We start from the raw sequence: 26944 nt of genomic DNA on the forward strand, positions 1-26944 counted from the left end.
GACGTATCTCTTGGTTCTGGGTCTATTTGCTCGCATCAGGTTGAGCTTGCGCAGTCTACACACCCCTTTCCAGTGCCCCTCGCAGTGGTCTCGCTCTCCCCAGCTTTATCAACTCAGAACGCAACAGGTATTTCCCGTATTTCTCGTAAGAGTTCTCGGCGTGGTGGGGATTCTCATCTTCACACTCTGCAATTCACCGAACGACTCGCCTGTACTGCCGAGGAATACGGTATCTCGATAGAGGTTCGGTCGGAAGCGTGGACGAGTCAGGAGTGTCCACAGTGCGGTTCGACAGACCGAACGACACGGCATCAAGACACGCTCACCTGTCCGTGTGGGTTCGAAGGTCACGCCGACCTTACAGCGTCAGAAACGTTCCTGAAGCGGCATACAGAAAAAGCAGTCAGGCCGATGGCACGGCCCGTGCGGTTCGAGTGGGACGACCACGAATGGTCGGGGAGACCACACCCTCACGAAAGTCCCGAAGAACAGCGCACAGACTCGAGTACCGTCCACCGCGACGGGAATGTTGCCTTCGAGGAATCGGCATAGCCGAGACTCCCACGGAGGAAACCCCGTCGTGAACGACGGGGAGGATGTCATAGCCGGACGACCAACGCGGCCCTCGTCGTCGGGGGGAACGGCCGCCGCCGCGGGCGCCAGTGCGAGCGCCGCGAGCTGTGCCGGCGCCGGCGCGGCCGGTGGCGGCGGTGGGACGTGCTGATACGGCTGACTACGAGGACGGAGATCCGTCCTCGGGACCGGTGACCCCGGCGAGATAGCCGAAAAACGCCTTCTTGCGGGCGGTGTTGGAGTCCCACCGGACCGGTAGTGACTGGTAGCCGTGCCAGTAGTCGTTGTGACCGGGATCGAAATACCCCCACGAGGCTCCCGACTCGATGGCGGCGTCCAGATTACTGACCGAGCCGAACCCGAAGTGGTCGTCCTCGTTAAACACGATCGGCAGGGGCTCGTAGGACGGCCGATCCCGTACCTCGGCGACCATCTCGCGGATCCGAGCCGGGTCATCGACGCCGTTGCCGTGCAACAGGACGACGTCCGAGGCGGCGACGACGTCGTCCGGTGGCACCGTTCCGCCACTGAAACTCGTCCCGACCGGGTAGCTGAATCCATCCCGTTCGATGGTACGGACGCGCTCGATCAGCTCGGCGACCCGTCCGACGTCGATGACGTCGTGGTCGTAGTGGATATCGCACTCGTTGGCCACCTCGATCACGACGTTCGTGTATCCCTCGTCGAGGAGCCACTCGATGGCGTTGTCGACGGCGTTCGTTACCGCCGTCTCGTCTTCCAGCACGTCATCCTGGCCGAAGTAGAACAGCCCGAGGATCACGACCATGCCCAGCCGGTCCGCCCGGTCGAGCACCCGCCGCAACCGGCCGAGCCAGTCGGGTTTCAGGCTGCCGTCTGGCCGATAGGCCGAGACGATCCAGGGCTGGTCGCTCGAGTAGCCCTCCGGGCTGCCACACTGCAGATTGATGGTGACCGCCCGCAGTCCGTGGGCGTACCACTCCGGCATCGCGGCCAGAAACTCGCCGACGTTTCGCTCGGGATCCCAGGTGTCCGTGTCCGGATACGCCCAGTTGTCGACCGTCTCCGGGTTCGCATCGTCGAACAGGGCCTGAATCATTCGAGAGTTGAACAGGCGACCCTCGATCGATCGTCCCTCGTGGGTCCGTCCCTCGTAGGTCGGCGCGTCGTTGATCGTGACCGTCTCGTCCTCGATCCCGACTCGCGTGTGGCGGCCAGATCCGAACATACGTTCCGTCTCCCCGGGACCGCTGTATAGTTGTGGTCGGCCCGAGCACGGACTCGCCACGAGCGTCTCGTCGACACGTGCGTGGTCGACGCGAGGGAAGGCACCGATGGGCGGAGAACCGGCCAGCATCGATCGCAGCGCTCGCCGGGCGGTTTCAGGCCGAGAAACTCCGCCAGCGGGTTTTCCCCGTCGTCCTCCCAATCGCGAACTGCCAATGGACGGAACTGATGACTCGACGCAGTGTGGAGTCGGCATCCGGGGCGTCGCGATGGCGATCGATACAGTCGTCTGGTTCCTGCTCTTCATCGCCGCCATCACCCTCGTCGGACTCATCGCCGGCCAGTCGGAAACCAGCGCGAACGGCGTCAATACGGAACTCGGCGGCAGCCTTGCCCTCGTGGCGCTGGTCCTCTGGCTCGGGTTGTCGGTCGGCTACCACACGCTCCTCGAGTGGCGCTTCGGCAAAACGATCGGCAAATATCTCGTCAGAGTCCGGGTGACGGCCAGCGACGGGTCGGCGCCGTCGTTGCGGGCGTCGTTTGTCCGGAACGTCCTGCGGCTCGTCGACTGGCTGCCCGCGTTCTACCTCGTGGGCATCGGGGCGCTCGTCCTCTCGGAGCAGCCGACGCGACTCGGCGACCGCCTCGGGAACACGCGCGTCGTCCGCCCGTAGCCGGCCGCGGGGAGTCGAGGAGTCCGGAGAGGCCGTCCGTCTCGTCGAGCCGATGGCTCTCGATCACGGCGAGGAGTGGGTCGGAGGAAGCGGACGCCTGCTCGTTTCTCTTTCCGGGCCAGTAACGTTGCCCCAACCGTTTTATACATGTCATCGAATGTTGGTGTATGGGTTCCGAAGTCGGCGGCGAGCGAGGGTGTCCCAAGTGTGGCCACACGGAGACGGACGTCGGCGAGATCTCCACGACCGGCGGCGGGCTCTCGAAGATGTTCGACGTTCAGACGAACAGCTTCGAGGTGGTGTCGTGTACGAACTGCGGGTATTCGGAACTGTACCGGAACGCCACGTCCGGGTCGAGCGATATCGTCGACGTCTTTCTCGGGTGATGGCGGGTGCAGTGTTGGTCCTGTTCGGCGCCGTCGCGATCATCGCGCCCCTCGGCCTGTACCTGCTCGTCCGCGCCGAACACGACGACCGCGAGACGATGGGTCGCGAGGACGCCGAGCGCGTCGCGCGCAGGGACACGCCTGAGGACCAGTACGACTGAGCGCGGAGGGCGACACACTGCGTACCGTGTGCTGAGACCGAGCGGGCGATTCTCGACACCGACATCCGGACGATCCGGAAGTGACCGGAGAGTCCGTCTGCTACCGTTTCAGAGAGGTCTCAGGAACAGGCCGTCGTTTAATGGAGTCCGGCTGTCTTGGTGTGATCGGAGGCCACTGAATGCGCGAACTGCGGAACATCGAGGGGGTACATCCACGGGATCTCACGAACCGACAGCGACTGTTACTGGGGTTCGTGATCGGTCTCGTCTCGGTCGTCCTCGTGTTGTCGATCACCTACAACTGGGGAATGAGAACGCTCGAGGACCGTCCCCAGTCCATTTTCCGATCGGTTCAGGTAGTGGTCCAGGCGTTGACGACGACGGGGTTCGGGGGGGATGCGGGCTGGACGTCGCCGGGGATGAACGTGTTGATGACGATAATTCAGGTGAGCGGTGTCGTCATCGGGTTCGTCACGCTGCGCGTCCTGATCATCCCCTTGTACGAACGAACGCCACTGAACCTTGACGATCGGCTCACGAGCAAGTCCGACCACGTCGTCATCGCGGAGTACCGGCGTGACACCGACCTCCTCCTTGAGGAACTCGAGGAGCTCGGCATCGACTACGCGCTCATCGAGTCGGACGAGGAGGAAGCCAAGCGCCTCTCGGACGACGGCTATCAGGCGATCAAGGGAGACCCCGAGGAGCGAGACGACCTCGATCGTGCGACGATCGAGCGAGCGTCGCTGCTCATCACCGACGCCGGCGACAACACCGCGAGCATCGTCCTGACCGCACTGGAAGCAAACGAGGACCTGCGCGTGATCAGTTTCACGGAGTCGACGCGCCGCGAGCGGGCGCTTGCGGAACTCGGCGTCGACCGAAGCATCCCTCCCCACGCGCTGATCGGCCGGCGGCTGGCGGAGAAAGCGACGCTCCCGGTCACGATCGACGAGCGGTCGGATGCGGACGATATCGACGTCCGTGAGATACTCGTCCGGCGGGATAGCCCGCTCCACGGCGCCAGGGTCGACGAGTCGCCGATCACGGCCCACCCGGATCTGACGCTGGTCGCCGGCTGGTTCGACGGCGAGTTGCGTCTCCCGCTCGCAGCCGACGACGAACTCACGCCGAACACGGTCCTGGTCGTCGCCGGACCCGAAAGCGAGATCGACGACGTGGCAAACGAGATCGCGGGCGGTCGCTCCCGGCGCATCGAGCGGTCCTCGACCGTCATCGTTGCCGGCTTCGGGGAAGGGGGCACCGCAGCCCTCGAGGCGCTTCCGGAAGACGTCTCGGTGACGACCATCGACGATTCGGCCGACCGGACGCCCGACATCGTCGGCGACGTGACCGAGCCCGAAACGCTTCACGACGCCGGTATCGAGGAGGCCTCGGCACTCATCGTGACCGTCGACGACGACTCGACGGCCCTGCTGACGATCGCTATCGCCCGCTCGCTGTCGAGCGAGGTGGAGATCCTCGTGCGTGTAAACGACACGGAGAAAGTGAGACCGGCGTTTCGAGCGGGTGCCGACTACGTCCTTGCCATTCAGCGAGTCTCGGCTCGACTGGTCGCGACGGAGGTCCACGGCGAACGAGTCATGGATCCGACGAGCCAGATCCGTCTCGTTCGGGCCGAGGGCGCTCCGTTCGCCGGGCAGCGACTGGAAGAGGCTCGCCGCAACACCGAGCGTGGATGGACCGTGATCGGCCTCTCGCGCGGTGGCACCGTCCACACTGACGAGCGAACCACCATCGAGGCCGACGACGACGTGTTCGTTGCGGGCAGCGACGCGGCGATCCAGGAGTTCGAGCGAACGGTCGACACTCCTTGATCCGAGACCGGACGGCTTCGGCGCGAGAGACGGGTCGCCGGCACGTACAGGCACCACGTTCTCCCCGCCGACTCCCGAACCATCGTGTGGATGACTCCGTCCGACACGGGAGATCGCGCCGAGGCGCACGTGCTGATGGAGTGGTCGTTGTGGGACCAGCGGGACGACGAGCTGACCGGTCGCCGCGTCAGGGTCGTCCCCCACGATGGTCCCCAGGGAGCGTGGAAGGCGATCCTCGAAATGCAACCCCACGCCGAGTGCTGGGTCGAGCGGGCCACGATCGGGTACGGGGACTCGATGGAGGAGTTCGTGGTCGACGATCCCTAGAGAGCGGTTTCACACCGCACGGACAGCGAGTCCCCCTTCGGGTCGGCGGGGTTCTCGTGGCCCTCCGCCGTCTCCCGGGAGAACGAAACGCGAGCGGGGCAGTGTCGTCAGCGAGCCGCCCGTTCAGTCGTGGCGCCGCCCCGGCCGGCCTCGCCGATCTGCTCGCTGGCGAGGACCTTGTTCGCTCGCCGGAGGCGCTCGGAGAGCGCCTGATGGGAGATCCCGAGTCCGGCAGCGAGGTCCTCCAGCGAGATCCGGCGGGGAACGTCGTAGTAGCCCCGCTCGTAGGCCTCGTTGATCGCCTCCTCCTGGGCGTCGGTAAGCGCCGCGGTCGCATCCAGGTCGGCGTTGCGGCCCGCCTCGACCATCCGTCTGACGTCGACGGTGATCCCCTGCTCCTCGAGTTCGCCCACGGCCGCAGAGAGGCGGTCCCGCTCGGGGAACAGGAGGCGGACCGTCCAGTTGCTGGCCGAACACTGCGCGTCGAGGATCGTCCCGTCGTTCGAGACGATCGCCGAGTACAGCTCACCGATCCCCGAAGCGTACTCGACCCGGTAGAGCCACTCGCCGTCGTCTCCCTCGGCCAGAAGGCAGTCGAACCGCTCGACCGACGGATCGCCCGAGAGGGCGCCCTCGATCTCGGCTTTGGGCTCGCCGGCGATCCAGACCAGCGGCATCGTCTGCTTTGGTCCCTCGGCGACGACGCTTTTGATCCGCATCTCGAGGTCGGGCAGGGCCTCGAACGTCTCTGCGAGCGCGACGTCGCCGGAGGTAAGGGCGAGTTCGGTGACGGTCGTCACGCCGTCTCACCCCGGGTTCGGAGCGGCCGATACGCGAGCGACACGCCGTGACTGCCGGCTAGTTGGGTATGAGTCATGGGGAAAGCGGATAGGTGCCGGGCCGACACCGCGTGGCCACCCGGATCGATCCTGTCTTTCGATACACCACCCGCTCGGTTGCCTTGTGGCCTTGACTTGTCCGACAGTTTACGTCGGGTCCGATAGTCTGCATCGGGGACACCGAGACCCCGCCGCTCTCGGATCCGAACGGTAGCGTCGACGACACGCCAGAAACCGGAGCGTGGCTGAAACGGGATGGAACGGGCACCACGACGCCTGGACGTACCGAAAGCGGCGGAGTCGACGGTGAGACGCCGGACCAGCTCCCGACGCACGGTCCACACGCCCCAGCCAGCGCCGAGGGTCGACCCCATCGCGAACACCGGTCGTCCGCGGTGCCGGACGCCCGCCGTCCCGGCTACTCGCCGTCGCGAGAGGCCGCGTCGGCGGGGCCGGTCGGTCCGGGCGCGTCCACGCCCTCCTTGACCGCCTGGGCCTGTTGTTCGAGTTCCTCTAGGTCCATCTCGGCTTCCGCGTCGATCTCGCCGATGATCTCGGCGATGTCGTCGAGCCCGATCAGCTCGCGGGTCTCCGCGTCGAACTCGAGGCTCTCCAGACTTCCGTCGCCCTCCGCGACGTCGCTACCGGTGAGGTGTTTGCCGTAGCGCCCGACCATCGAGGTCAGCTCCTGGGGCAGGACGAACGTCGTCGATTCCGACCGGCCGATCTCCCGCAAGGTGTCCATCCCCTGGTCGATGATCGCGCGCTCGCCCATCGATTCGGCGGATTTGGCCCGGAGAACGGTCGAGATCGCATCCCCCTGGGCCTCTAAGATCTGGCTCTGTTTTTCACCCTGGGCGCGGATGATGTTCGACTGCTTGTTCCCCTCGGCGCGCTCGACGGCGCTGCGGCGTTCGCCCTGGGCCTCAAGGATCGTCGCGCGCCGACTCCGCTCGGCGGAGGTCTGTCGTTCCATCGCACGCGTGACCTCCTGGGAGGGGGTGACCTCCCGGACCTCGACGGCCTCGACCCGGATGCCCCACTCGTCGGTCGGCTCGTCGAGTTCCTTGCGAATTCGGGCGTTTATGTGCCCGCGCCGGCTGAGCGTCTCGTCGAGCTCCATGTCGCCGAGCACCGCACGAAGGGTCGTCTGTGCAAGGTTCGACACCGCGCGCTTGTAGTCGTCAACCTCGAGAAACGCCCGTTTGGCGTCCATGACCCGGATATAGATGACGGCGTCGGCGGTGACCGGCGAGTTGTCCCGCGTGATCGCCTCCTGGCTCGGGACGTCGAGCGTCTGGGTCCGGACGTCGAAGCGGTGGACCGTCGAGACGAACGGCGGCACGACGTTCAGGCCCGGCTCGAGGAGCTTGCGGTACTCCCCGAAGACGGTGAGCGCACCGCGCTCGTAGGCGTCGACGAACGTCACCGTCTGCCAGACGGTGATGACAGCGAGGAGGAGGACGAGCGTGCCGACGCCGACGGCCAACTCCGCACTCTGTAACGGAAGGGGTATCACGTCAATCATTACCGCTAAAGAAAGGTCTCAGATAGATAACTCTTCGCCCCGTCTCGGGACCGGGACGCGGATTGGCTGAATCGAGGTGCTAAGCCCCCTTCCTCAGCGAGCGCCGACCGAACGGGAGGCGCGAGTAGGGCGGGGTAGTTCACATCTCGCGTGGGCGCTCGCGAGTAGACGACTGCCGGGCGCGAGGCAGGCCTCCGTGGCCAGCCGGCGACGCTGACCGTGAGGACACCACCAAGAGCAGCCGATGAGCCTTCTTCGACAGAACCGGGCACAACTATCGTTATATTGTGTGGGAACGTACAGTGTTCGAGGGATACCAATGGGAACCGATCCAAACGATTCAATCGATAGCGAGGACGACTCGCTCAATGACGACGACCCGATCGATGACGACGACGATCTCGAGGTCGAGACCGGCGGGTTCACGGACACCGGCGAGAGTGATTTCACCGAGTCCGGGGATGACCCGACCCGGGAGCGCTCGACGGTCGTCGGCACTGAAACCGGCCTAGACGAGAACGTGGCCGGGGCACTGAGCTATCTGCTCGGGCCCCTGACCGGGATCCTGTTTTACGTCTTGGAAGACGAGAACCCGTTCGTACGGTTTCACGCCGCCCAGAGCACGATCCTGTTCGGCGGCCTATTTGTGGTCGGGATCGTCCTCTCGATGACGACCGCGGTGTTCGCGATCATTCCGGTGCTCGGGTGGCTGATCTCGGCGGTCCTCGGGCTCGCCCTGCTCTTGATTACGCCCCTTGGATTCGTCGTGTGGCTGTTCCTGATGTACAATGCCTACACCGGAAACGAGTACGAAGTGCCATACGTGGGGCCGTACGCCCGGCGATACGCCCCCAGCGAAGCGGATCCCCTCGAGTCGGAGTTCTAGGGAAAGGGCTTGGCGGCCCCGAGACGGGGCCGAAAGGCGCTCGATTTAAGCAGCCGATCGATTCTCCGGACCGGACGAGAGCGGATCGTCGGTCCGGACCTCACTCGAGGGCGTCCAGCAGGGGTTCCGGACCGTAGCGGATGACGTCGGTGGCCGGCGCGCCGATCCGGTCTGCGTACTCCGCGACGGCGGTTCGGGCGGCGGCCTCCTCGTCGATGTCGGAGGTGTCGAGGGCGCCCCCGAGGACCTCGGTCGGGCTAATGGGGTCGGCGATCGAAGTATACCACTCGACGTACCGATCGGCCGCGGGCAGCGGAACCGGCTCGAAGTTGTGATAACTCTCCCTGGTCGCGTCGTGACAGAGCACGAGATAGTCGGGTCTGGCTCCGTGGAGCAGGGCGATCGAGTCCGCGGCAAAGGCCGGATGGACGATCGACGCCTGGCCCTCGACGACGAGAAGGTCGTGGTCCGCACCGATCTCGACCACCAGTTGTTCGGCCGCGCCGGCGGCGAAATCGGCCTGGACGCGGTCGATGGCGATCCCACGGCCGGTGATCGCGATCCCGGTCTGGCCGGTCGCGACGACGCCGGTCGAGATCCCTCGCTCGCGGGCGGCGGCGGCGAGTTCCATCGTCGTCGTCATCTTGCCGACCGCACAGTCGGTGCCGACGGTGAGGACGACCGTCGCATCGACCTCCTCGGCGATCCCGCTCGCGACCGGGAGCTCCGAGGGAGGTTCTCTGAGTTCGTGGATCGTCGCGTCGTACTCGGCCGCGAGGGCCGCGAACTCCGGGTCCTCGCTCAACTGGTCGTGCAGCCCGGAGACGACGTCACAGCCGCGCTCGAGCGCCCGCACGATGTCGGCGCGCCACCGGTCGTCGATCCCGCCGCCGACCGGCGCGACGCCGATCAACAGCGCGTCTACGGGCTCGGCGACGTCGTCCATCGTCGCCCGAATCGGCGCGTCCGGAAGGTCGGGAAACGACTCGCGGGTCCGAGAGCCGGCGTGGTCGTGGGCGAGGACGGCCGCGATCTCGTAGTCGCCGTAGCGCATCACCCCCTCCATCGTCTTGCCGTTGTCGGGGTAGCCGCCGTGTGCGAGGATCGCTATCCGATCGCCGAATCGCGAGGCTGGGGCCATAGCGGACACTCGCCGCGCCCGCATGTCAGTGTTGTCCGGGCGTCGGCCGGTCGGAGGGTGCGAGCGGCCGTCGGCGCGTCCCCGCGGCGTCGGCGAGGGCTTGCCTGCGAAGCGCGAACGCTATTGTTCACGGACGTCCATTGACGAGATCATGGACGAGTTCTTGGGAGAGTGCCCACCGGTGGTCGCCATCGGTCGTCAGCGCACGGAGCGACCCCGATGACGGACGCGGATCCACTCGCCGACGGCAATCTCACGACGGCCGAAGGTGTCGGCTCAGCCGATCGGGCCGGAAAGGCCGACGGGCCGCCGTTTCCAATGGCGGATCCCGTCCTCGGGCAGATCGGGGGAACGCCCCTAGTCCCTCATCCGGCCGACGACGTGCTCTGTAAGATGGAGCGCCAGTCGCCGACGCTCTCGCACAAAGACCGACTCGCCGTGGGGATGCTCCTCGCTCTGAAGGATCGCGGCGAGTTGGCCGACGGCCAGCGGGTCGTCGAGGCCTCCTCGGGGAACATGGCCGGCGGCGTCGCACTGGCCTGTAACCGGCTCGGCCATCCCTGTACCATTGTGAGCCCCGAGACGGCCAGCCCGATCAAGATGGGGTTCGTCAGGGCCCTCGGCGCCGAGTTGATCCAGGTTCCGGCGGTTCCCCACGACGACGAGGACTACTACCAGAAACAGGCCGCCAGACGCGCCGACGACGCCGACGCCCTCTATCTGAACCAGTACGAGCGGGCGTTGAACCGCGAGGTCCATGCCGCCTGGACCGGGCCCGAACTGTGGGCCCAGATAGAGGATCGGGAAGTGAGCCACGTCGTCGCGGCGACCGGCTCGGGAGGGACGATCTCGGGGATCGGCGCGTATCTGAGCACGCAGGACGACTCGATCCGCATCGTCGGCGTCGATGCCGAGCACTCGAACGTCAGCCGGGATTTCTACGGCCAGGAGCGAGAGGAGTACGAGACCGAGATCGAGGGGTTGGGCCAGTACCGGACGACCGAGGCGATCGAGTTCGACGCGATCGACGAGATGGTGTCGGTCGCCGACGACGACGCCGTCGCCCGTGCGAAGTCGGAGGCCGCCGACCACGGCCTGTTGCTCGGCCTCTCAAGCGGGGCGGTGCTGGAGGTCGCCCGCTCGATCACGGCCGAGGACGACGATGCCCGCGTCGTCGCGGTCGTCCACGACGGCGCCGAACAGTACTTCCACCAGGTCGAGGGCTGGTGATGCTCGGCGTCCTGGGCGGGGTCGGCCCCGCCGCGACGGTGAACTTCCTCGAGACCCTGCTCGCGGTCACCCCCGCCGAACGCGACCAGGATCACGTCGAGTCGATCGTCTACAACGACCCGACGATTCCCGACCGGACCGAGGCGATCCGGGGGACCGACGACGTCGGCGACCAGTTGGTCGAAAACGCGAGGGCCCTCGATTCGATGGGCGTCGATTCGATCGTGATCGCGAGCAACCTCACCCACTACTGGTACGACGACGTCGCCGAAGCGGTGGACGCGGAGGTCCGCCACATGATCCGGACGACGTGTGAGACCATCGCCGAACGCGGGTACGACCGCGTCGGGGTGCTCTCGACGACGACCGCCCGCGACGTCGGCCTCTACGAGGAGTTCCTGGACGGGGTCGAGGTGGCCTATCCCGAGCCGATGGAGCCGCTGATGGACGCGATCTATCGCTACAAGGCCGGCGAGAAGCGGGCGGCCCAGTCGTCGATCGCAGGGCTCGTCGAGGCGTTCGCGTCGGAGGTGGATGCCGTCGTCCTGGGCTGTACGGAGTTCTCGGCCATGAAGTGGTCTCTGCCGGTAGCGACGATCGATCCCGTGGAAGTCGTCGCACGGGACGTGGTTCACGAGTTCGCTTCCGAACCGGTCGAGTGGCGATGAATCCCATCTGAAGGTGAACGTGTCCACGAACTACTTCGGCGAGGGACCCGAACCGTGGATAGTCCGATCGGTGAGAACGTAGGGTGGAGTAGTTCACTTGAGCACGCCAGAACCGATACTTAATTTGAGATGAAGGAGAAATAATAAGAATAAATATATAATTTTTCCAGGTTTGAAGGTAGCGGGAGAGAGGCGCTATAGTTTATTATATAGATAGGTTAGGAAATCTAATAAGACTGAGTCGTTCGTCCCTGCTCTGTAGCACAATGTGGGCCCATGTATCGAAGATCTATCTGCCAGAGGACGTATTTGTTGAGCGTAATCACCGAGAGTAGTGAGTCCTTTTCGTTCGATTTGAAAAGTACATAACAGTGTATCGGATTGATACATACTCTTTCATATATAGAAATATTTTGAATAAGATTGGATACCTATACTATGTGGAGTACCGTCTTCCATACGTCGGAGGTTACGGATCTCGCAGCCGATCCCCTATTATGTGTCCTGCTGCCGACGTTGACTTTTTATGGTCTTCAGACCACTCTCTAACAGTATGAATCGAGAAATCGCTCCAGGTATTCACTGGATTTACGAGGCGGGATCGGATCGAACAGAGCAGTTCGAGCTGGCTGAGCGGAAACCAGATTGGTACGAGTCGGGGCGAGAAGCGTACGTTCCACAATGCGCTTACCTCGTCGAAGGGGACAACGAGACGCTCCTATTCGACACGCTATCCCCTGCCAGTACTGACCAAATCCTCGATGCGATCGACGAACTCGTCGGAACCCGTGGTTTAGACTACCTCGTAGTCTCCCATCCAGACGTCCCCCACGCAGGAAACACGTATGCTATCCTTGAGGAGCATTCCGAGACCACCTTAGTTGCACCGGCGTACGGCAATGATCACGAACTCTACAAACTCGACGAAAGTCTTCAGGTAGCTGAGGGTGATTCGATCGACCTCGGTAATCGTGTAGCGGAGTTTCACGAGGCGACGTTCCTCGATGCGCCAGTATCCGTCTGGATGACCGAGCAAAAGACCGAGACGCTCTTTCCCGTTGATTGGATGGGATTCCCCCACTTAGACGAGGAGTCCTTGCTTTTCGTTGACGAACTCGACGGAACGTTCGATGCGAGCCGCCTCGTCGAATTCCACGGACGCGTCCTGTTCTGGTACCAGTACGTAGATGTGGAGAAAACGAACGCGGAGATCGACAACCTCATCGAGAAATTCGATCCGGAAATCATTGCTCCTGCACACGGTCTGGTTATTCGTGAAAACGCATCGGAGTACATGGAATTGATGAAGGACGTGACCCAAACCATCGACAACCAGGGTCGGATTGGAACGTTGGGATGAGATCATGACCGTGTCAGTAACACCGACCGTCAAATGGGTAGCCCAGTGTTACGATCATAACGAGAAACACGAGCACGTCTCATTGTATCTCCTTGAGGAAGGTGATGACGTTGTTCTCGTCGATTCTGGTTCGTTCTACCATCGCGAGAAAATCACGAGTGAAATTGAAGTTGCAACCGACGGGAGTGGCCTTGACGCGATTATTCTGTCGCACTCCGATTATCCGCATGCCGGAAACGTTCGCTCGCTCGGTGGAGACACTAAAGGGATCGAACTCGTTGCATCTTCAGGTTCGCCGGAACAACAAGGTCTGCCGGATGCGAGAAAATGCAGTATTGGCGACCGACTGAACGTGAAAGGACGAACCCTCAGCTTCATTGACCCACCGTTGGCCGACCGCTCGCATACGACTTGGATCTATGACCATAGCGACGGCGTCCTCTTTACCGCGGACGGCTTCGGAAACTACCACGAGCCGAATCAATGCGGCTTTATTTCCAGTGATTTTGATGAAATGATTCCGGCGGAAGAGATCTATGAATACCATCGTGACAATCTCGTGTGGCTCCGCTATGTCGACCCAGAGAAAATCGAGAAGGCCCTCGACAGTATCTTTACGGAATTTACTATAAATGCAGTTGCTCCGGTCCACGGCAATCCGATCACAGGTAAGGACGTGGACGTGTATCTGAGTCGTCTATATGAGACGTTGTCTCGGATAGCGGCCGAGTACGATGTCGGTTGAGATTCAAGGCCCGTGTCGATCAGAATTGAGTGGAATCGGCTATCTTGATGAATACGTGCTTACAGGTAGAAGAGGGGTGATGTCAGGGATATCCTCGACTGACACGGCCTCTGCAGCCAGCAGGCGGACGGTCTCTGGGCGTTGATCGGCCGTCCGGGACACCGTAATCTTTTATTCCCAGCTTGTGGTATTCAATGGCATGCCGACGCAGACTGCGGTCCGGTCAGTCGAGGATCTGAACACGACAGTAGTGGACGCAGATTTCCATCTAACGGAAGGGATCGAAGAGATCCGGCCGTACGTAGACGGGCCGATGGAGAAGATGCTGGTCGGGAGCAGTAGCTACAGCGGCGGCGTCAACCCGTATCCGTCGTCGGGGGACCTGCATCCGTCGGTCGTCACTGGCCGGACGCGGGTGTTCAACGAGGAGAAGCTCGCGACGCCGGCGGATGTACGCGAGGGTATGGACCTTCTGGGGATCGATCGGGTCTCGCTAGATCCCGGAATCCAGCTTGCGCTCGGAATGGTCCACCACGACCAGGTGGCGGCCGCGCTCGCGACCGCCTACAACGAGTACCTGCTCGATACGTTTCTCAGTGAGGATGACGGCCTCTACGGGTCGGCCGTCGTTGCTCCACAGCGCCCCGACCTCGCCGCCGAGGAGATCGATGACCGCGCCGACGAATCGAGCGTTGCCGCGGTGTTCCTGCCCAGCGGCGGTGTGAACCCACCACTGGGCGACCGGCGGTACGACCCGATATATGACGCGTGTGAGCGCGCGGACCTTCCGCTATTGTTGCACAACGTCTCGGGCGGAGCGATAACCAGTTTTCCGATCCAACACCAAGCGTTCGGCCGTCACATGCCGACTCACGTGGTGTCACACCCGATGCAACACATGGTCAATCTCACCCACATGCTCACCACTGGCGTCCCGGAACGGTTCCCTGACCTCCGAATCGTCTTTCAGGAGGCGGGACTCGGCTGGGTACCCTACCTCGTGAACCGACTGGATTACGAGTACTACGGCCAGCGTCAGGACGCTCCAGTCCTGAAACGCCCGCCCAGCGAGTACGTCGACGAGCAATGTTACTTCACGAGCCAGCCGGTTGAGGGCATGGACAAGCCGGGCTACGTGGCACAGGTGATCCGTCTCATGGGCGGCGAACACAACCTCATGTTCGCTTCGGACTATCCCCATCACGACTTCGATCACGCCGATGACCTCCTCAGGCAGTTGACCGGCGAATTCGACCGCAAGGCGATCGAAGCGATATTTGGCGGGACGGCCACGGAGGTGTACCGGTTCCGATGACCACCGACGAAACCGAACGCGGGCCGACCCGCCACTACGTCGTCGACGAAGCTGATCTCGATGACGGGGACCGCGTGCTCGTCGAGATAGAAGGCCGAGAGATCGGGGTCTTCAACGTTGACGGCGACCTGTACGCGCTCGCCAACCACTGTGTCCACATGGGTGGTCCCGTCTGCGAGGGCCGGCTCATGGGCTATTTCACGGCTGATGATGACGGCGACCTTCGCTACGAACGCGATGGGGAAATCCTCGCCTGCCCTTGGCATGGGTGGGAGTTCGACGTCGAGACGGGAGAGCATATCGCGGGGTCAAAATACCGGCTCCCGACATACGATGTCACCGTCGAGGACGGCGAAGTCTATGTCCTTGCCTGACAGACTCGTCTCCCGAACTCCCGCTCGAACAGGTCCGCAGAGTTTCGCGTGACTGTGCAAGCCGGACCAGGGCGCCGGCGATGTATGGGTTTGGAGCGTCACTCACCCTCTTCGAGCCAGTTTCGGATGGTTGACTCGAACGTCTCGGCGGTGGTCTCGAAGATCGAGTATCCCGCCCGGTGACGGCGGTGTCCGACCTCGAGTACCGGCGCCCCGTCGACCCGGACCTCCCAGCTATCGGCCGGTTCGGGGTCGAAACAGACGAACGTGACGTCGACGCCGTACTCGTCTTCGAGGCGGTCGACCACCTCGTGTTTCAGCGACCCGTCACTGAACCGCGGCGGCCGGTAGGGGCGGAGATCGTGTCGCTCAAACTCGGCGGCCGCGCGTCGCCACCAGCGCGGTCGCTCATCCTCGTCATCGAATGCCTGTCGGTTCTTGGGGTCAACTATCGTCGATCACCGGCGCTGAGTTCGGCCGGTCCTGATATAATGTTTGGGTCGCATCACAACGCCCTATAAAGTACGATAGAACTGACTCCGTGAGGACGGAGTCTCCGTTATTGACATCCGCCCGCGTCTGGAGGCGCCGAGGGATGTCAATGAGATACCGAGCTTGGGTTCTCCCGGAGCTTCTTGATGAACGAGTCCTCGAGTTCGACGTCATCATAGGTCAGAACGTCGTCCTGATCGATACTGGAGGTTACAGTCGCGCCGTCGAGTAGTTCGAACGGGACATACCCGCACTCGCGGGCTCGTTCCGCCGCTTCCAGCGTCCCATAAGTGGTGTATCCCCCGCCCCCGTCGAGTTCTGTCCCGGGCTCGAGCGGTCGCTTAGCTGCACCCACGACCTCCGCGTAGCGCCCGCGGGGGGCGCCAGTCGGCTCGTTTCTCAGCATCGCGTTCGCAACGCTCACCGGTGTCTCGATTCCAGGCAGATGGTGGGGGCGATAGAAGAACACGTACTCACCGTCGCTTGCGACGTAGAACCCGTGGCCACGGTTCTGGGAGAAATATTCCTGTACGGCCTGGTTGGGCGTCCTCGCGACGACGAACATGCTCCAACTCAAATCGAGTTCCGTCGTCGAGCCGTCGGAGTAAAGCGAACTGATCGCCTCAACGGTGTTCGTTTGGTCGAGGACCCCACCGTCTTCCTTCAGACGAAGCGTTTCGGGCACTTCGTGGGCTTCGAGGGTTCGAAGGTGCATTCCCGGGACATCGGGTTCGAGACCGACCGCGTTCGCGAGCGCACAGCTTTCGACGGCGATCTTCGTCCCGTCCAGAAAGGAATTGTACATCCGCGGATTGAGGTCGTGTTCGTCGATAAACTCGTCATCGTACCCCCATCGCTCGAACACGTCGTCGGGCGTCCCGAAGCGATACTCGTCGACGTACATCGACCCGCGTCCGGCGGCCACAATGTCCATTCCGATCGTGCGTGCCCAATCGCACAGTTCGACCATCAGGGCCGGCTGGTCGCCATAGGCCAACGAATACGTCACATCCTGCTCATCCGCGAGGGTAGCAAGCGCCGGGCCCACGACGGTGTCAGCCTCAACGGTGGCGTTTATGACGTGTTTCCCCTCAGCGAGCGCCGCGTACGCGTGTCGTGCGCCGACGTCGGGAACACCTGTCGCCTCGACGACGACGTTGACGTCGGTCTCGGCGAGCAGACGCCCATCAGAGAGGATCACACGCTCTCCCCGTTTGATGGCGCGGTCGGCCTCCTCAACCGTTTCGGCCTCGATAACGGCCTCGTTGACGCCTGCCTCGGTGAATGTATCCGACGCTTTCTTCGGTTCGATATCGGCGATCGCAGCGACGGTCATGCCGGGGGCGCACTCGATCTGATCAGCCAGTTTCGTTCCGAACAGTCCGGCCCCAACGATGCCGACGCGGATGGGATCGTCGAGGGCCTTCAGCTTCGTGGGTAGGTTCAACATGAGTATGGGGTGAAGCAGTCTTCGTGGTCGTTGTGCTACGTAACCGGTTTCGGGAGACGGGCGAGTTCGGAGGGACGTGATCGGTTCTACCCGGGAAGGGTGAACTCCTTTGCTGTAGTCAGCCGGTCGACCTGCTCGTCCGACAACGCCACCTCGCTCGCGTCGAGGTTCTCCTCGAGCTGTTCGACCGTCCGGGCGCCGACAATCGGCGCCGTGATGTCGGCATGGTGGGTCTGCCAGGCTAGCGCGACCTGTGCGGGCGACGCCTCGACCTCGTCAGCGACATCCAGCAGGACGTCGAGCGCATCGAAGTTCTCCTCGGTCAGGTAATTCTCCTCGAAGCGGGCGTCGACGGATGCAGTCGAGCTCTCCGCCGTGGACTCGCGAGTGTATTTCCCCGTCAGGAACCCCCACGCGAGCGGGCTCCACGGCACGACTCCAAGGCCGTATTCGCGACACATCGGTAGATAGTTCGGCTCGATTTCCCGATCAACGAGGTTGTATCGAGGTTGTGTGACGGTAAACGGTTCGAATCCCTCACGGCGAGCGATCTCGTTGGCCCGGACGATCTTCCACGCGTCGGGTTTTCCCGAGGAGAGCCCGAGGTAGTTCACTTTCCCGGACTCGACTAGCCCGTCCAGCGTGCGCATGACTTCGATCGCGGGCGTCCGGTCGTCCCAGCGGTGACAGTAGAGGAGGTCGATGTAGTCTGTGCCGAGCCGATCAAGACAGACGTCGATCTGGTTGCGCACGTGTTTCCGGTTTAACCCGCGACCATTGGGGTCGTCTCCTCGGCGGGGGCGGTGGATCTTGGTCGCGATCACGAACTCCTCGCGGTCGCGTTCCTCGAGCCAGTTGCCGATCCACTCCTCGGCACGCCCGTCGCCGTACTTGTCGGCCGTATCGATGAAGTTCCCCCCGTAGTCGGCATACGTATCGAGGAGCTCGTACGCACGTTCCTCGTCGACTTCGATGATTCCCTCGTCGGAGTCGTACCGTTCTTCGCCGTCGATCAATCGGCGTCCGAACCGCCACGTTCCGAACGACAGTTCGCTGACTTCGATGCCGGTCCGTCCGAGCGAGACGGTATCTAACGCCATACGTGTGGCATCAAACGGCAGAGTATTAAAACTACGTAGCGCGGCAATCACCACGATTGGAGGTTCTGTTCCGTTCACGCCGTTCGACCGGGAGTAGCGTTATATGGGTGGTCCAAGAGATAATGGATGACATGCACTCACGAAGTTTGGTTATGGACGAACCAGGGACGCTCTCGGTTCGCGAGTTCGACGTCCCCGAAGTGGGCCCGAACGAGGTTCTCATCGAGGTAGAGTTGTGTGGCGTCTGTGGGACTGACGTCCATATGAACGAGGGCGGAATGCCTCTAGATTTTCCCGTCATTCCAGGTCACGAGTTCGCCGGGCGAATCGTCGAGACGGGAGAGGCTGTCACCACTGACTTCGCCGGTGTCGCTATTGAGGTAGGTGACGCGGTGACCGTCTGTCCGGGACGGGCCTGCGGAGAGTGTTGGTACTGCAACAACGTTCCCGCCCGCCCAACCGCCTGCCTCGATCGCACCGTCTACGGGTTCACCAGTATCGACCGTGAACCCACTCTCCGTGGCGGCATGAGCGAGTATGTTCTCATCGAGGGGAACGCCGATTTCTTCCGACTTCCGGACGATCTGGACATCGATTACGGCGCGCTCGTCGAACCCCTCGCGGTGGCGTCCTACGCTCTCGAACAGAGTTTCCAATCCGGCCTCCCGTTTGCCCGCGAGGGCTACGGCCCCGGACAGAGCGTCGCCGTCCAAGGCACCGGCCCGATCGGCCTACTGACGGTCGCTACGGCACACGCCACCGGCGCCAGCGAGATCATCGCCATCGACATGGTAGAAAAGCGCCTCGAATTGGCTCGGAAGTTCGGCGCTACACGGACCGTCAACATCAGGGATTACGACGACGACGAGGCTCTGATCGAGGCAGTACGAGCGAAAGGAAACGACGGGATCGGTCCGGACGTCGTCGTCGAGGCCGTGGGCCACCCGAGTGCGTTCGAACAGGGACTCAGGATGCCCCGAAACGGTGGCACACTCGTAGAGGTGGGTCACTTCGCGGATGCGGGGACCGCTGAGATCAACCCCACGTGGATCGTTCAGAACGACATCTCGGTCGAGAGCAGTTACGTATACCCACCTGCGCAGTTCCGGACCAGCCTCTCGTTGCTCCAGGGTTACCGTGACGACCTGCCGTTTCTCGAGTTGTTCGACTATCGTGTGGATCTCTCGGAAGCCGAGAGCGCCTTCGAGGCACAAGCGACCGGCGACTCCTACCGCGCTACCGTTCACCCCTGAGATCACGACGACCCAAACGAATATAACGATGCGTGCATATTCGGGTGACTGATGCGCTCATTCGAAGGCAATGACGGACACGTCATCCTCCAGCTTCAACCGGGCGATAAAGCCCTCGAGTCGATCACGGAGACGATCGATGACCACGAAATCGATACGGGAGTCGTCGTTTCGGGAATCGGATCGTTGAACAAGCTCCACGTCCACTACGTGGTCCCCTACGAGGAGTTCCCGGAGTTCGCCGAGGACAACGACGACGTCGATGAGTACCTCCACGAAGAAGGGGCCTGGGAGGTCGGATCGCTGCAAGGTGCGATCGCCGACGGTGAACCACATCTCCACATTACGGCGTTCGAGGCCGAAAGCGGGCGGATGATCGCGGGTCACCTCGAACCGGATTCGGTGGTCCACGCACTCATGGAGATCGTGATTCGTCCAATCGAGGGCCCCGAGTTAGCGCGCCGACCCGAAGAGATGGGAATCCCGATGCTCCAGTCGCGGTAGGTCACGACCGGTCGAGTTGAGTGAATCATCTATCGATTTCACCGGCAACGACCGCTCAGCCGTCTTCCTCCAGCGCCCGTGCGACTTCGATGAGGCGGTCGTCTCGTTGCCGCTGGACGTCCTCGGGAGACTCGTTGTAACTGAAAAATCCCGCTCCCTTCTCGACGCCGCCGCGGCCCTCCGCGAGATAGTCGTCGAAAAGGTCCGAGACCGTCTCGGCGTTCGAGAGTTCGGGGATGAGATCGTCACCGACCGTTTTGAAGAGTTCCAAACCAGCGATGTCGACCGTCTCGAAGGGGCCGATGACGGCCGTTCTACGGGCGTATCCGTCTCGGATGGCCGTATTGACGTCCTCAACCGACGCAACACCCTCTTCGACGATGTGTGCACATTCCCTAAGGACGGCAAACTGGACACGGTTCCAAACGAACCCGGGGACGTCACGGTGGACGATGATCGGCTTGCGCCCGACGGCCTCGACGAACGCGGCGAGCCGATCGACGGTTTCCTCCGACGTTGATTCGCCCCGAATAACCTCGACTGTCGGTAGCAGGTACGGTGGAAAGAGCCAGTGACAACCGACGACTCGATCGGCAAAAGGGAAGCCGGCCGCGATCTCCGTGATCGGGATCCCGGACGTGTTGGTCGCGAGGATCGCGTTCGACGGAGCAGCGGCGGCAACGGTCTCGAACACCTCCCGTTTCGTCTCGAGGTCTTCGGCGACCGTCTCGAGGACGATCTCGGACTCGGCGACCCCCTCCGGGGCGTCGAGGGTGAATGTAACGCCGTCGAGAACGACCTCGGGGGACGCCTCCATCATGCCACGGTCGTTCAGGAAACGGACCGTCTCTCGGATTCGACTGCGAGCATCGTCGAGATTCGACTGGCGGTGGTCGATGAGTGTGACGGGAAGGTCAGCCGAGCGGAAATGGACGACGAAACCAGCACCCATCTGACCCGCACCGATCACACTGAGTTGTAAGTCTTGCATCCAGTGTCCGAACTCGGAGCTAGCGAACTTATAATGTGATGATGCTCCACCTCGATACGGAACTCCAGGCCAACCCTCTCTTGGGTACCTGAGGAGAGACGGGGTTGCCGACGGCGGGCATCACGGCGTGTCCGTCTCAGCGAGCTCGACGAGTTCGATCGGGAGACCAGGGGTGGAATCCGGTTCGACGAACGCTCGAACGTATGGCCCGAGCCCCTCGACCGGTTGGTCATCGAACATCGGATAGCCGGCGTTCGCAAGCGACGCTATTGCCTCCTCGATATCGGAGACGATGACGGCGAGATGATACGGCGATACGTCGAGTAACTCGTCGAGCAACTCGTCAAGGTACGTTCCGCGCTCATCGCGGGCGACTACCTCGACCCGAAACGACGACCATTCGACGAATGCGACGTTAACCGCGCCGCCCACAGTTGTCGTCTCACCGACAGTCCCGTCGAGGGCATCCCGGTAGAACCGGATCGTTCGATCGTACTCGGTGGTGACGTGACCGACGTGGTGTAATCCCGAAAGCATACCGGGCTAGCACAGTAGCCCCATCACCAAGTGTTTTCCCTCGAATTCCGAGCTCCGGACATGGACCAAAACTGGCGTATCGCGGTGGTGTAGGGTGTCTCGTCACTGTTCCGCTGAACCGGGAGAGTACAGCCCTCAACTCTGGCGTTCGGACGTTTCGGTCCCAATCACTGAGCCGGGTCGAACAGAGTCTCGCCCTCGACCATACGATCCTCGACGACGTCGAGGTCGAGGTCAACCCCGAGCCCGGCCTTGTCGGGCACGGCTATGCAGCCGTCTTCGATGATCGAGTCCGAGCCCGCAACTAAATCAGCCCACCAGTCTACGTCTCGAGCGTGGTACTCCATGGCGAGGAAATTTGAGGCAGCGGCGGCGACGTGGGCCGACGCCATCGTCCCGATCGGCGAGGAGACGTTGTGTAGTGCCAGCGGGACGTAATATGCCTTGGCCAGATCGGCCATCTTCTTCGTCTCGAGCATCCCACCGGTCTTGGGAACGTCGGGGTGAAGTATATCGAGCCCCTGGTTTTCGATCAGCCGTCGGGCACCTTCGACGCGATAAACGTTCTCACCGGCAGCGATCGTCGTATCGGTGCTGTGCGTAACCTGAATCTGGACGTCGTGGTTCTCGGGGGGGACGGTGTCCTCGAGCCACCACACTGGATACGGCTCGATCGCCTTGGCCAGCCGTCGTATACTGTCGCCCGTCCAGCTCCAGTGACAGTCGAAGGCGACGTCGGCGCGGTCGCCGACGCGTTCCGTTACGGCTTCGACGATATCCGTTCGATACTCGATTGCACGCGCGTTCAGATGCTTGTTTCGTTGGTCGAGCTCGTAGCGGTCAGTTGCATCCAGATCGAACTTCAGGGCGTCGAAGCCGTCTTCAACGACGTCCTCGGCAGCGTCGGCATACGATTCTGGAGAGTAAGGATCGTAGTCATCCGTGACGTTTGTCCGCCGGAGGTGCTCGCCAGCGTGACTATCACAGTAGACTCGAACCTCGTCGCGGTGTTTCCCCCCTAAGAGCTGGTAGGCTGGCACGTCGAGTACCTTCCCCGCGAGATCGTGAAGCGCGATATCGATCCCCGAGATCGCCGTCACTGCGATACCGTTCATCGCGCCGTAGTGGGCGAGTTGATCGAACAGTTCAGTACAGCGCGCGTCGATGTCGGTTGGATTCTTCCCGATGACGACGTCCTTGGCGTATTCGATGTAGGCGTCGGCCTTCGGCCCGAGTACTGCTTCTCCGGTTCCGGTTATGCCTGCGTCCGAGTACACTCTCACGAGCGTCCATTCGAAGTTCCCGGCGACTTTCGTCGTCTGGATGTCCGTAATCTCTATGTCACGCTGATCGCTAATGCGCACCATGGGTAGATCACCCATAGTGGTCTAATAAAACTACCGTACGATGTCGCTCCTGCTGCAATTCTTCTAGCCTCGACATCGGTCTCGGAAAACGGGTCACGACGACTCCGTCAGCGTCTAATCCCTACTATGGGGGCAAGACAACGATCTATTGTACTACCATCTCTCATCCAATACGACGCCCACTGAAATCCGTGCTATTTACTATCTAGCAGCCGTAGCCTCTGCTGAATACTCACCATGGAACTAGAGTATCCGACGCCAGCTCAGGGACCACGAGTACTGGTCTCGCCGTCCCGAATGGTCGTCGGACGTGGCGCAGTGGAACAGGTCGGTGATTATACGACTCTATACGGCGATACGGCGCTCGTCGTCGCTACTCCGGAGATTTACGATATCCACGGGGAGACAGTCATAGCCGAACTCGAAGCGAACGGTATCGAAGTAGTACCGTTTGTCGACGTTCGTTCGGATCCGACTGTGGCGAACGTCGAAGATGCCTACAGCCGCTGGGAGACAGAAGGTTGTGAAGTAATCGTCACACTCGGTGGTGGCTCCTCGATTGACGTGGGTAAGGCCATCGGCGTGCTGGCGGCGAACGAGGGGAGTATCCGCTCGTTCGCTGTAGATGAGGCGGGCTATGGAGGAGTTCCGAACCCGACACCACCACTAATCGCAGTCAATACGACAGCGGGCACGGGTAGCGAGGCGACGCAAACGATCGTCTTGACCGATACCGAAACCACGACGAAATTCATTATCGTCTCAGAACATGTAGTCCCCGAGGTGGCCATTGAGGATCCAGTTCTCACCCTTTCGCTCCCCAAGAGCCATACAGCCTTTACCGGGATCGATGCCTTGACTCACGCCATCGAGGCGTTCGTTTCGGTGAAGACCTACAGCGTTCCGGACGACTACGCGCGCGCCGCGATCCGCCGAATCGCTCGGTCGTTCCCTACTGCGTGGGCGAACGGGGACGATATCGATGCACGCACGGACATGATGATCGGCCAGTTACAGGCTGGGCAGGCGTTCACGAATGCTTCCGTAGCCTTGGTCCACGGCATGGCACGCCCTCTCGGCGCACAGCTCCATATCCCTCATGGTCTCGCAAACGCGCTGCTTTTGCCCTACGTCATGAAATTCTCTGCGATAGGGGCGCCCGAGAAGTACGCTGAAATCGCACGCATCTTCAACGTCGCGGATGAAGCAGACTCTGATCGCAAGGCTGCAATGGAGGCAGCAGATGCGGTCCGCGAACTGTGTACGGATGTCGGATTGGCGACGTACCTCGACGACTTCGGCGAGGTACCCGGCCGCGAGGAGTTCCTCGATGTGATCCCGGAAATGGCCCAGGACGCGATCGATTCCGGATCACCGGCGAACAATCCACGCAAGCCAACGAAGTCAGAGATCGAGTCACTGTTTGTCGAGGTGTATGATGACGCACTGGCGTCCGATAGCCCGCGTCGTTGCCGAGCCAATTAAGCGAGTATCCCGCCACCTCATAAACCGAAAATAGATGTTCTAGTGTCTATTCGACACGGTGTTGTTTTTGAGTTATATATCCCGCCAGGAGTGAACGGGCTCCCAGCCGAGCAGTTCGGTCGCCTTCTCGGTCGTGACGAGGCTCTCGTGGCCCGAAAACGGGCGCCGTATCTCCGCTCCGGGGTGGAACTCCTCGATCAGCTCTTCGGTCGGAACGTTCGTGCTCGTATCGGCGGCGGACGCCCAGAACGTTTCGTGGCCTTCGAACTCTGCTTCCACGGTTCGTACGGCGAGCCGGGCTGCATCGTCCGCGTGGATGTAGGCGAAGAGGTCGTCACTTGGGCCGTCGGGATCCCACCCTTCCCGAAGAGCAGGGAGGGAGCGATCCGTTTCGGCGTACCGGTCTCGCAGCGAATCCGTCGCGCCCACGTAGGGGAAACGGATCGTCGCGATCGTCTCCGGCTCGCCCGAAAGCCGACCAAAGCCGTCGGCGATCTCCTCCGTTACGCGCTTTCCGAGCGCGTAGGGATCACGGGGTGTAGTGGGGTGGGCTTCGTCCACCGGGAGGTATTCGATCTCGGGCGGGACGTCCTGGAAGTTGAAGCCGAGGGCGTTGATGCTCGAAGCCAAGCAAGCCGCCTCCAGACCGAGCGCGGAAGCGGCCTCGAGGACGTGAAAGGACGTCATGGCGTTGCTCGCGAAGGTCTCGGCGCCCGGGTGGTTCAACGGCGTTCTGATCGTCCCCATGTGGATCACGGCGTCCGCATCGACGTGGGCCAGCGCCCCGTAGACGTCCCCGGAATCGAGGACGTCCGTCTCGACGTACTCGTTCGCGTTCGATTCACCCGACGGGCGGACGCGATCTAGGTTCGCGGTCCGGTAACCGGCGTTGCTCGCGTTCGCGATAATGCTGCTCCCGATGAGGCCGCTGCCCCCGGTGACGGCAATGGTGTCGAGCGCCATATACTCTTCCTGGGGAGAACCCTATTAAAATTCAGCGTCGCCCCATGTGGGACGTTCATTCGACCGTTGCGGACTCCGGCTCTCCCGGTACACCCGGCATCGGTCCTTACCACTCGGTGACGCTCCCGTCATCGCGACGCATCACCGGCGCGTCCCAGGCGTCCTCCGTCGCCATTTCCCGGACGAAATCCTCGTCCATATCGATCCCCAGCCCCGGCTCTTCGGGGAGGTCGATGTACCCACCCTCGTCGTAGTCGAAAACGGTCATGTCCGAAAGGTAGTTCGGAGTGCCCTCTTGGTGGACGATCTGTTCCTGAATGATCGCGTTGGGTGTGCAGGCACAGAGCTGCACGCAAGCCGCGAGCGCGACCGCGCTCAAGGGGGAATGTGGGGCGACCGCTGCATCGTACGTCTCCGCCATTGTTGCGATCTTTCGGGTTTCGGTGATTCCCCCTGCGTGCGCGACGTCAGGCTGGACGACGTCGATCACACCGTCCTCCAGCAGTGATCGATATTCCCAGCGGGAGAACATCCGCTCGCCCGTGGCAATGGGAATGGTAGTGTGTTGGGCAATCTCCGGGAGGAGGTGGTTCTTCTCCGGGACGACCAGTTCCTCGTAGAACAGCGGGTCGAACTCCTCGAGTTCCGAGACGAGGCGTTTGGCCATCTGTTTCGAGGGCCGGCCGTGGAAGTCAAGCATGATGTCGACCTCGTCGCCGACAGCTGTACGGGCCGCCCCAACCATCTCCCTGACGAAATCGAGCGACACACGATTGTCGAGATGTTCCCAGTTGACCCGGGGCCCGTTCTTGATCGCGGTAAACCCGCTCTCGACGCGCTCGCGAGCGGCCTCGGCCATCTCGTCGGGAGTGCTCCCACTGAAGTGTGCGTACAGCCGGATTCGTTCGCGGGCCTTTCCGCCGAGCAGCTCGTAGACTGGCACCCCCAGAGCCTTGCCCTTGATGTCCCACAGCGCGTGATCGATGCCCGAGAGCGCGCTCATGAGGATCGGCCCTCCACGGTAGAACCCGCTACGGTACATCTTCGACCAGTGATCCTCGATCGGGAAGGGGTCCTCACCGACGATATAGGTCTCCAGAAGCTTCTCGACCGCGGCCGCGGCCGTCTGGGCCCGACCTTCGACTACGGGCTCCCCCCAGCCGACGATTCCGTCGCTGGTTTCGACTTTGAGGAGGAGCGATCTCGGGGGGACTTCGAACAGTTCGTAATCGGTGACACGCATATTCGATAGTCAGTAGTAGCCAGCATATATAGTTACGTCATATCAATACGCATAACACCGCTTCTGCTAGTGAATCGAGTGACGCCAACGACGGGTACGGAATCAACACGAGTCCTCGTTCGCCACCCAAGCGACGCTTGAACGTCGCTATCTTTATGAACCGATCCCCTAACTCCAGTACAGCGAGGGTGATAGCGATGAGGTGGACTCGAACGAATCCTCGATAGGCAGATCGGCGTTCGCTCTGGATGTTATAGGCGACGGACGGGGTGATCGAAGCGGAGGCGTGGCGAATCGATGAGGATCCA

Annotated in this window: 28 protein-coding genes and 1 pseudogene; 17 read left to right on the forward strand and 12 right to left on the reverse strand. The window is 62.1% G+C overall.

The genetic code is table 11. The annotated features are described in order from the left end of the window. Positions 1-189 precede the first annotated feature (189 nt). Together LCF40_RS15140 and LCF40_RS15145 are read left to right on the forward strand one after the other, a co-directional pair. Positions 190-552: pseudogene (locus tag LCF40_RS15140) on the forward strand (transposase); the annotation flags it as partial. A gap of 28 nt (positions 553-580) precedes the next feature. Further along, a complete protein-coding gene (locus LCF40_RS15145; protein WP_224829080.1) occupies positions 581-724 on the forward strand; it encodes a hypothetical protein in 144 nt (47 codons plus the stop codon). A gap of 9 nt (positions 725-733) precedes the next feature. Here the strand turns inward: LCF40_RS15145 and LCF40_RS15150 are convergent, their stop codons facing one another. Further along, a complete protein-coding gene (locus LCF40_RS15150) occupies positions 734-1780 on the reverse strand; it encodes a hypothetical protein (protein ID WP_224829081.1) in 1047 nt (348 codons plus the stop codon). Between the two features lie 214 nt (positions 1781-1994). On the opposite strand from LCF40_RS15150, the gene LCF40_RS15155 reads away from it, so the two are divergent. From LCF40_RS15155 to LCF40_RS15175, 5 genes are all read left to right on the forward strand, one after another. Continuing rightward, positions 1995-2453 (forward strand): RDD family protein, encoded by a 459-nt coding sequence (locus LCF40_RS15155; protein ID WP_224829082.1) that lies wholly within the window; start codon positions 1995-1997, stop codon positions 2451-2453. Positions 2454-2620: 167 nt separating this feature from the next. Then, entirely contained in the window at positions 2621-2839 is a 219-nt protein-coding gene (locus LCF40_RS15160; protein WP_114577124.1) for a zinc ribbon domain-containing protein, read from the forward strand. Further along, positions 2839-3000: a DUF8143 family protein gene (locus LCF40_RS15165; protein WP_224829083.1), complete on the forward strand. Its 162-nt coding sequence runs from the start codon at positions 2839-2841 to the stop codon at positions 2998-3000. The genes LCF40_RS15160 and LCF40_RS15165 overlap by 1 nt, the downstream gene beginning before the upstream one ends. A 179-nt stretch (positions 3001-3179) precedes the next feature. Continuing rightward, positions 3180-4838 carry a potassium channel family protein gene (locus LCF40_RS15170; RefSeq protein ID WP_224829084.1) on the forward strand — a complete coding sequence of 553 codons (1659 nt, stop codon included), beginning with the start codon at positions 3180-3182 and terminating at the stop codon, positions 4836-4838. A 90-nt stretch (positions 4839-4928) separates the two neighbouring features. Continuing rightward, positions 4929-5165, forward strand: coding sequence for a hypothetical protein (locus tag LCF40_RS15175; RefSeq protein WP_157972364.1), 237 nt, complete (start codon positions 4929-4931; stop codon positions 5163-5165). Positions 5166-5272: 107 nt separating this feature from the next. Here the strand turns inward: LCF40_RS15175 and LCF40_RS15180 are convergent, their stop codons facing one another. Both LCF40_RS15180 and LCF40_RS15185 read right to left on the reverse strand, forming a co-directional pair. Continuing rightward, positions 5273-5965: a helix-turn-helix domain-containing protein gene (locus LCF40_RS15180; protein ID WP_224829085.1), complete on the reverse strand. Its 693-nt coding sequence runs from the start codon at positions 5963-5965 to the stop codon at positions 5273-5275. 457 nt (positions 5966-6422) lie between these two features. Further along, positions 6423-7532, reverse strand: coding sequence for an SPFH domain-containing protein (locus LCF40_RS15185; protein ID WP_224829086.1), 1110 nt, complete (start codon positions 7530-7532; stop codon positions 6423-6425). 319 nt (positions 7533-7851) lie between these two features. Here LCF40_RS15185 and LCF40_RS15190 point away from each other — a divergent pair, with 319 nt between their 5' ends. Next, complete coding sequence (locus LCF40_RS15190; RefSeq protein ID WP_198667892.1) at positions 7852-8418, forward strand: DUF4870 domain-containing protein; 567 nt, start codon at positions 7852-7854, stop codon at positions 8416-8418. A 100-nt stretch (positions 8419-8518) separates the two neighbouring features. Here LCF40_RS15190 and LCF40_RS15195 read toward each other — a convergent pair whose 3' ends face one another. Beyond that, positions 8519-9559 carry an N-acetyltransferase DgcN family protein gene (locus tag LCF40_RS15195; protein WP_224829087.1) on the reverse strand — a complete coding sequence of 347 codons (1041 nt, stop codon included), beginning with the start codon at positions 9557-9559 and terminating at the stop codon, positions 8519-8521. Positions 9560-9778: 219 nt separating this feature from the next. On the opposite strand from LCF40_RS15195, the gene LCF40_RS15200 reads away from it, so the two are divergent. From LCF40_RS15200 to LCF40_RS15225, 6 genes are all read left to right on the forward strand, one after another. Then, complete coding sequence (locus LCF40_RS15200) at positions 9779-10789, forward strand: PLP-dependent cysteine synthase family protein (protein ID WP_224829088.1); 1011 nt, start codon at positions 9779-9781, stop codon at positions 10787-10789. Further along, positions 10789-11457 carry an aspartate/glutamate racemase family protein gene (locus tag LCF40_RS15205; protein WP_224829089.1) on the forward strand — a complete coding sequence of 223 codons (669 nt, stop codon included), beginning with the start codon at positions 10789-10791 and terminating at the stop codon, positions 11455-11457. Before LCF40_RS15200 ends, LCF40_RS15205 begins: the two co-directional genes overlap by 1 nt. A gap of 553 nt (positions 11458-12010) precedes the next feature. Then, complete coding sequence (locus tag LCF40_RS15210; RefSeq protein WP_224829090.1) at positions 12011-12817, forward strand: oxygen-binding di-iron domain-containing protein; 807 nt, start codon at positions 12011-12013, stop codon at positions 12815-12817. 82 nt (positions 12818-12899) lie between these two features. After that, positions 12900-13562, forward strand: coding sequence for an oxygen-binding di-iron domain-containing protein (locus LCF40_RS15215; RefSeq protein WP_263623721.1), 663 nt, complete (start codon positions 12900-12902; stop codon positions 13560-13562). A 199-nt stretch (positions 13563-13761) separates the two neighbouring features. Continuing rightward, positions 13762-14877, forward strand: coding sequence for an amidohydrolase family protein (locus tag LCF40_RS15220; protein ID WP_224829092.1), 1116 nt, complete (start codon positions 13762-13764; stop codon positions 14875-14877). After that, positions 14874-15251: a Rieske (2Fe-2S) protein gene (locus LCF40_RS15225; RefSeq protein WP_224829093.1), complete on the forward strand. Its 378-nt coding sequence runs from the start codon at positions 14874-14876 to the stop codon at positions 15249-15251. Before LCF40_RS15220 ends, LCF40_RS15225 begins: the two co-directional genes overlap by 4 nt. Positions 15252-15349: 98 nt before the next feature. On the opposite strand, the gene LCF40_RS15230 is transcribed toward LCF40_RS15225, so the two are convergent. From LCF40_RS15230 to LCF40_RS15240, 3 genes are all read right to left on the reverse strand, one after another. Then, positions 15350-15559, reverse strand: a complete 210-nt coding sequence (locus LCF40_RS15230; RefSeq protein ID WP_224829094.1) for a hypothetical protein — start codon at positions 15557-15559, stop codon at positions 15350-15352. A 290-nt stretch (positions 15560-15849) separates the two neighbouring features. After that, positions 15850-17193, reverse strand: coding sequence for an NAD(P)H-dependent oxidoreductase (locus LCF40_RS15235; protein WP_224829095.1), 1344 nt, complete (start codon positions 17191-17193; stop codon positions 15850-15852). Positions 17194-17279: 86 nt separating this feature from the next. Next, entirely contained in the window at positions 17280-18293 is a 1014-nt protein-coding gene (locus tag LCF40_RS15240) for an aldo/keto reductase (RefSeq protein ID WP_224829096.1), read from the reverse strand. Between the two features lie 152 nt (positions 18294-18445). On the opposite strand from LCF40_RS15240, the gene LCF40_RS15245 reads away from it, so the two are divergent. Both LCF40_RS15245 and LCF40_RS15250 read left to right on the forward strand, forming a co-directional pair. Continuing rightward, positions 18446-19546, forward strand: a complete 1101-nt coding sequence (locus LCF40_RS15245; protein ID WP_224829097.1) for a zinc-dependent alcohol dehydrogenase — start codon at positions 18446-18448, stop codon at positions 19544-19546. A 51-nt stretch (positions 19547-19597) separates the two neighbouring features. Then, positions 19598-20050: a PPC domain-containing DNA-binding protein gene (locus LCF40_RS15250; protein WP_224829098.1), complete on the forward strand. Its 453-nt coding sequence runs from the start codon at positions 19598-19600 to the stop codon at positions 20048-20050. A 55-nt stretch (positions 20051-20105) separates the two neighbouring features. Here the strand turns inward: LCF40_RS15250 and LCF40_RS15255 are convergent, their stop codons facing one another. From LCF40_RS15255 to LCF40_RS15265, 3 genes are all read right to left on the reverse strand, one after another. Then, positions 20106-21041 carry a 3-hydroxyacyl-CoA dehydrogenase family protein gene (locus tag LCF40_RS15255; RefSeq protein WP_224829099.1) on the reverse strand — a complete coding sequence of 312 codons (936 nt, stop codon included), beginning with the start codon at positions 21039-21041 and terminating at the stop codon, positions 20106-20108. Between the two features lie 120 nt (positions 21042-21161). Continuing rightward, positions 21162-21578, reverse strand: a complete 417-nt coding sequence (locus LCF40_RS15260) for a VOC family protein (protein WP_224829100.1) — start codon at positions 21576-21578, stop codon at positions 21162-21164. 167 nt (positions 21579-21745) lie between these two features. After that, the gene (locus tag LCF40_RS15265) at positions 21746-22945 is read right to left on the reverse strand and encodes a mandelate racemase/muconate lactonizing enzyme family protein (protein ID WP_224829101.1); all 1200 of its coding nucleotides are present in this window, start codon (positions 22943-22945) and stop codon (positions 21746-21748) included. A 297-nt stretch (positions 22946-23242) separates the two neighbouring features. Between LCF40_RS15265 and LCF40_RS15270 the strand changes: the two genes are divergently transcribed. Further along, positions 23243-24430, forward strand: coding sequence for an iron-containing alcohol dehydrogenase (locus LCF40_RS15270; protein WP_224829102.1), 1188 nt, complete (start codon positions 23243-23245; stop codon positions 24428-24430). Positions 24431-24502: 72 nt separating this feature from the next. Here the strand turns inward: LCF40_RS15270 and LCF40_RS15275 are convergent, their stop codons facing one another. After that, on the reverse strand, positions 24503-25393 hold the full coding sequence (locus LCF40_RS15275; protein WP_224829103.1) for an NAD-dependent epimerase/dehydratase family protein: 891 nt from the start codon (positions 25391-25393) through the stop codon (positions 24503-24505). 106 nt (positions 25394-25499) lie between these two features. Further along, positions 25500-26636, reverse strand: a complete 1137-nt coding sequence (dgoD, locus tag LCF40_RS15280) for a galactonate dehydratase (protein ID WP_224829104.1) — start codon at positions 26634-26636, stop codon at positions 25500-25502. Positions 26637-26944 lie beyond the last annotated feature (308 nt).

The sequence above is a fragment of the Saliphagus infecundisoli genome (assembly GCF_020177375.1).
In the GTDB taxonomy this organism is placed as follows: domain Archaea; phylum Halobacteriota; class Halobacteria; order Halobacteriales; family Natrialbaceae; genus Saliphagus; species Saliphagus infecundisoli.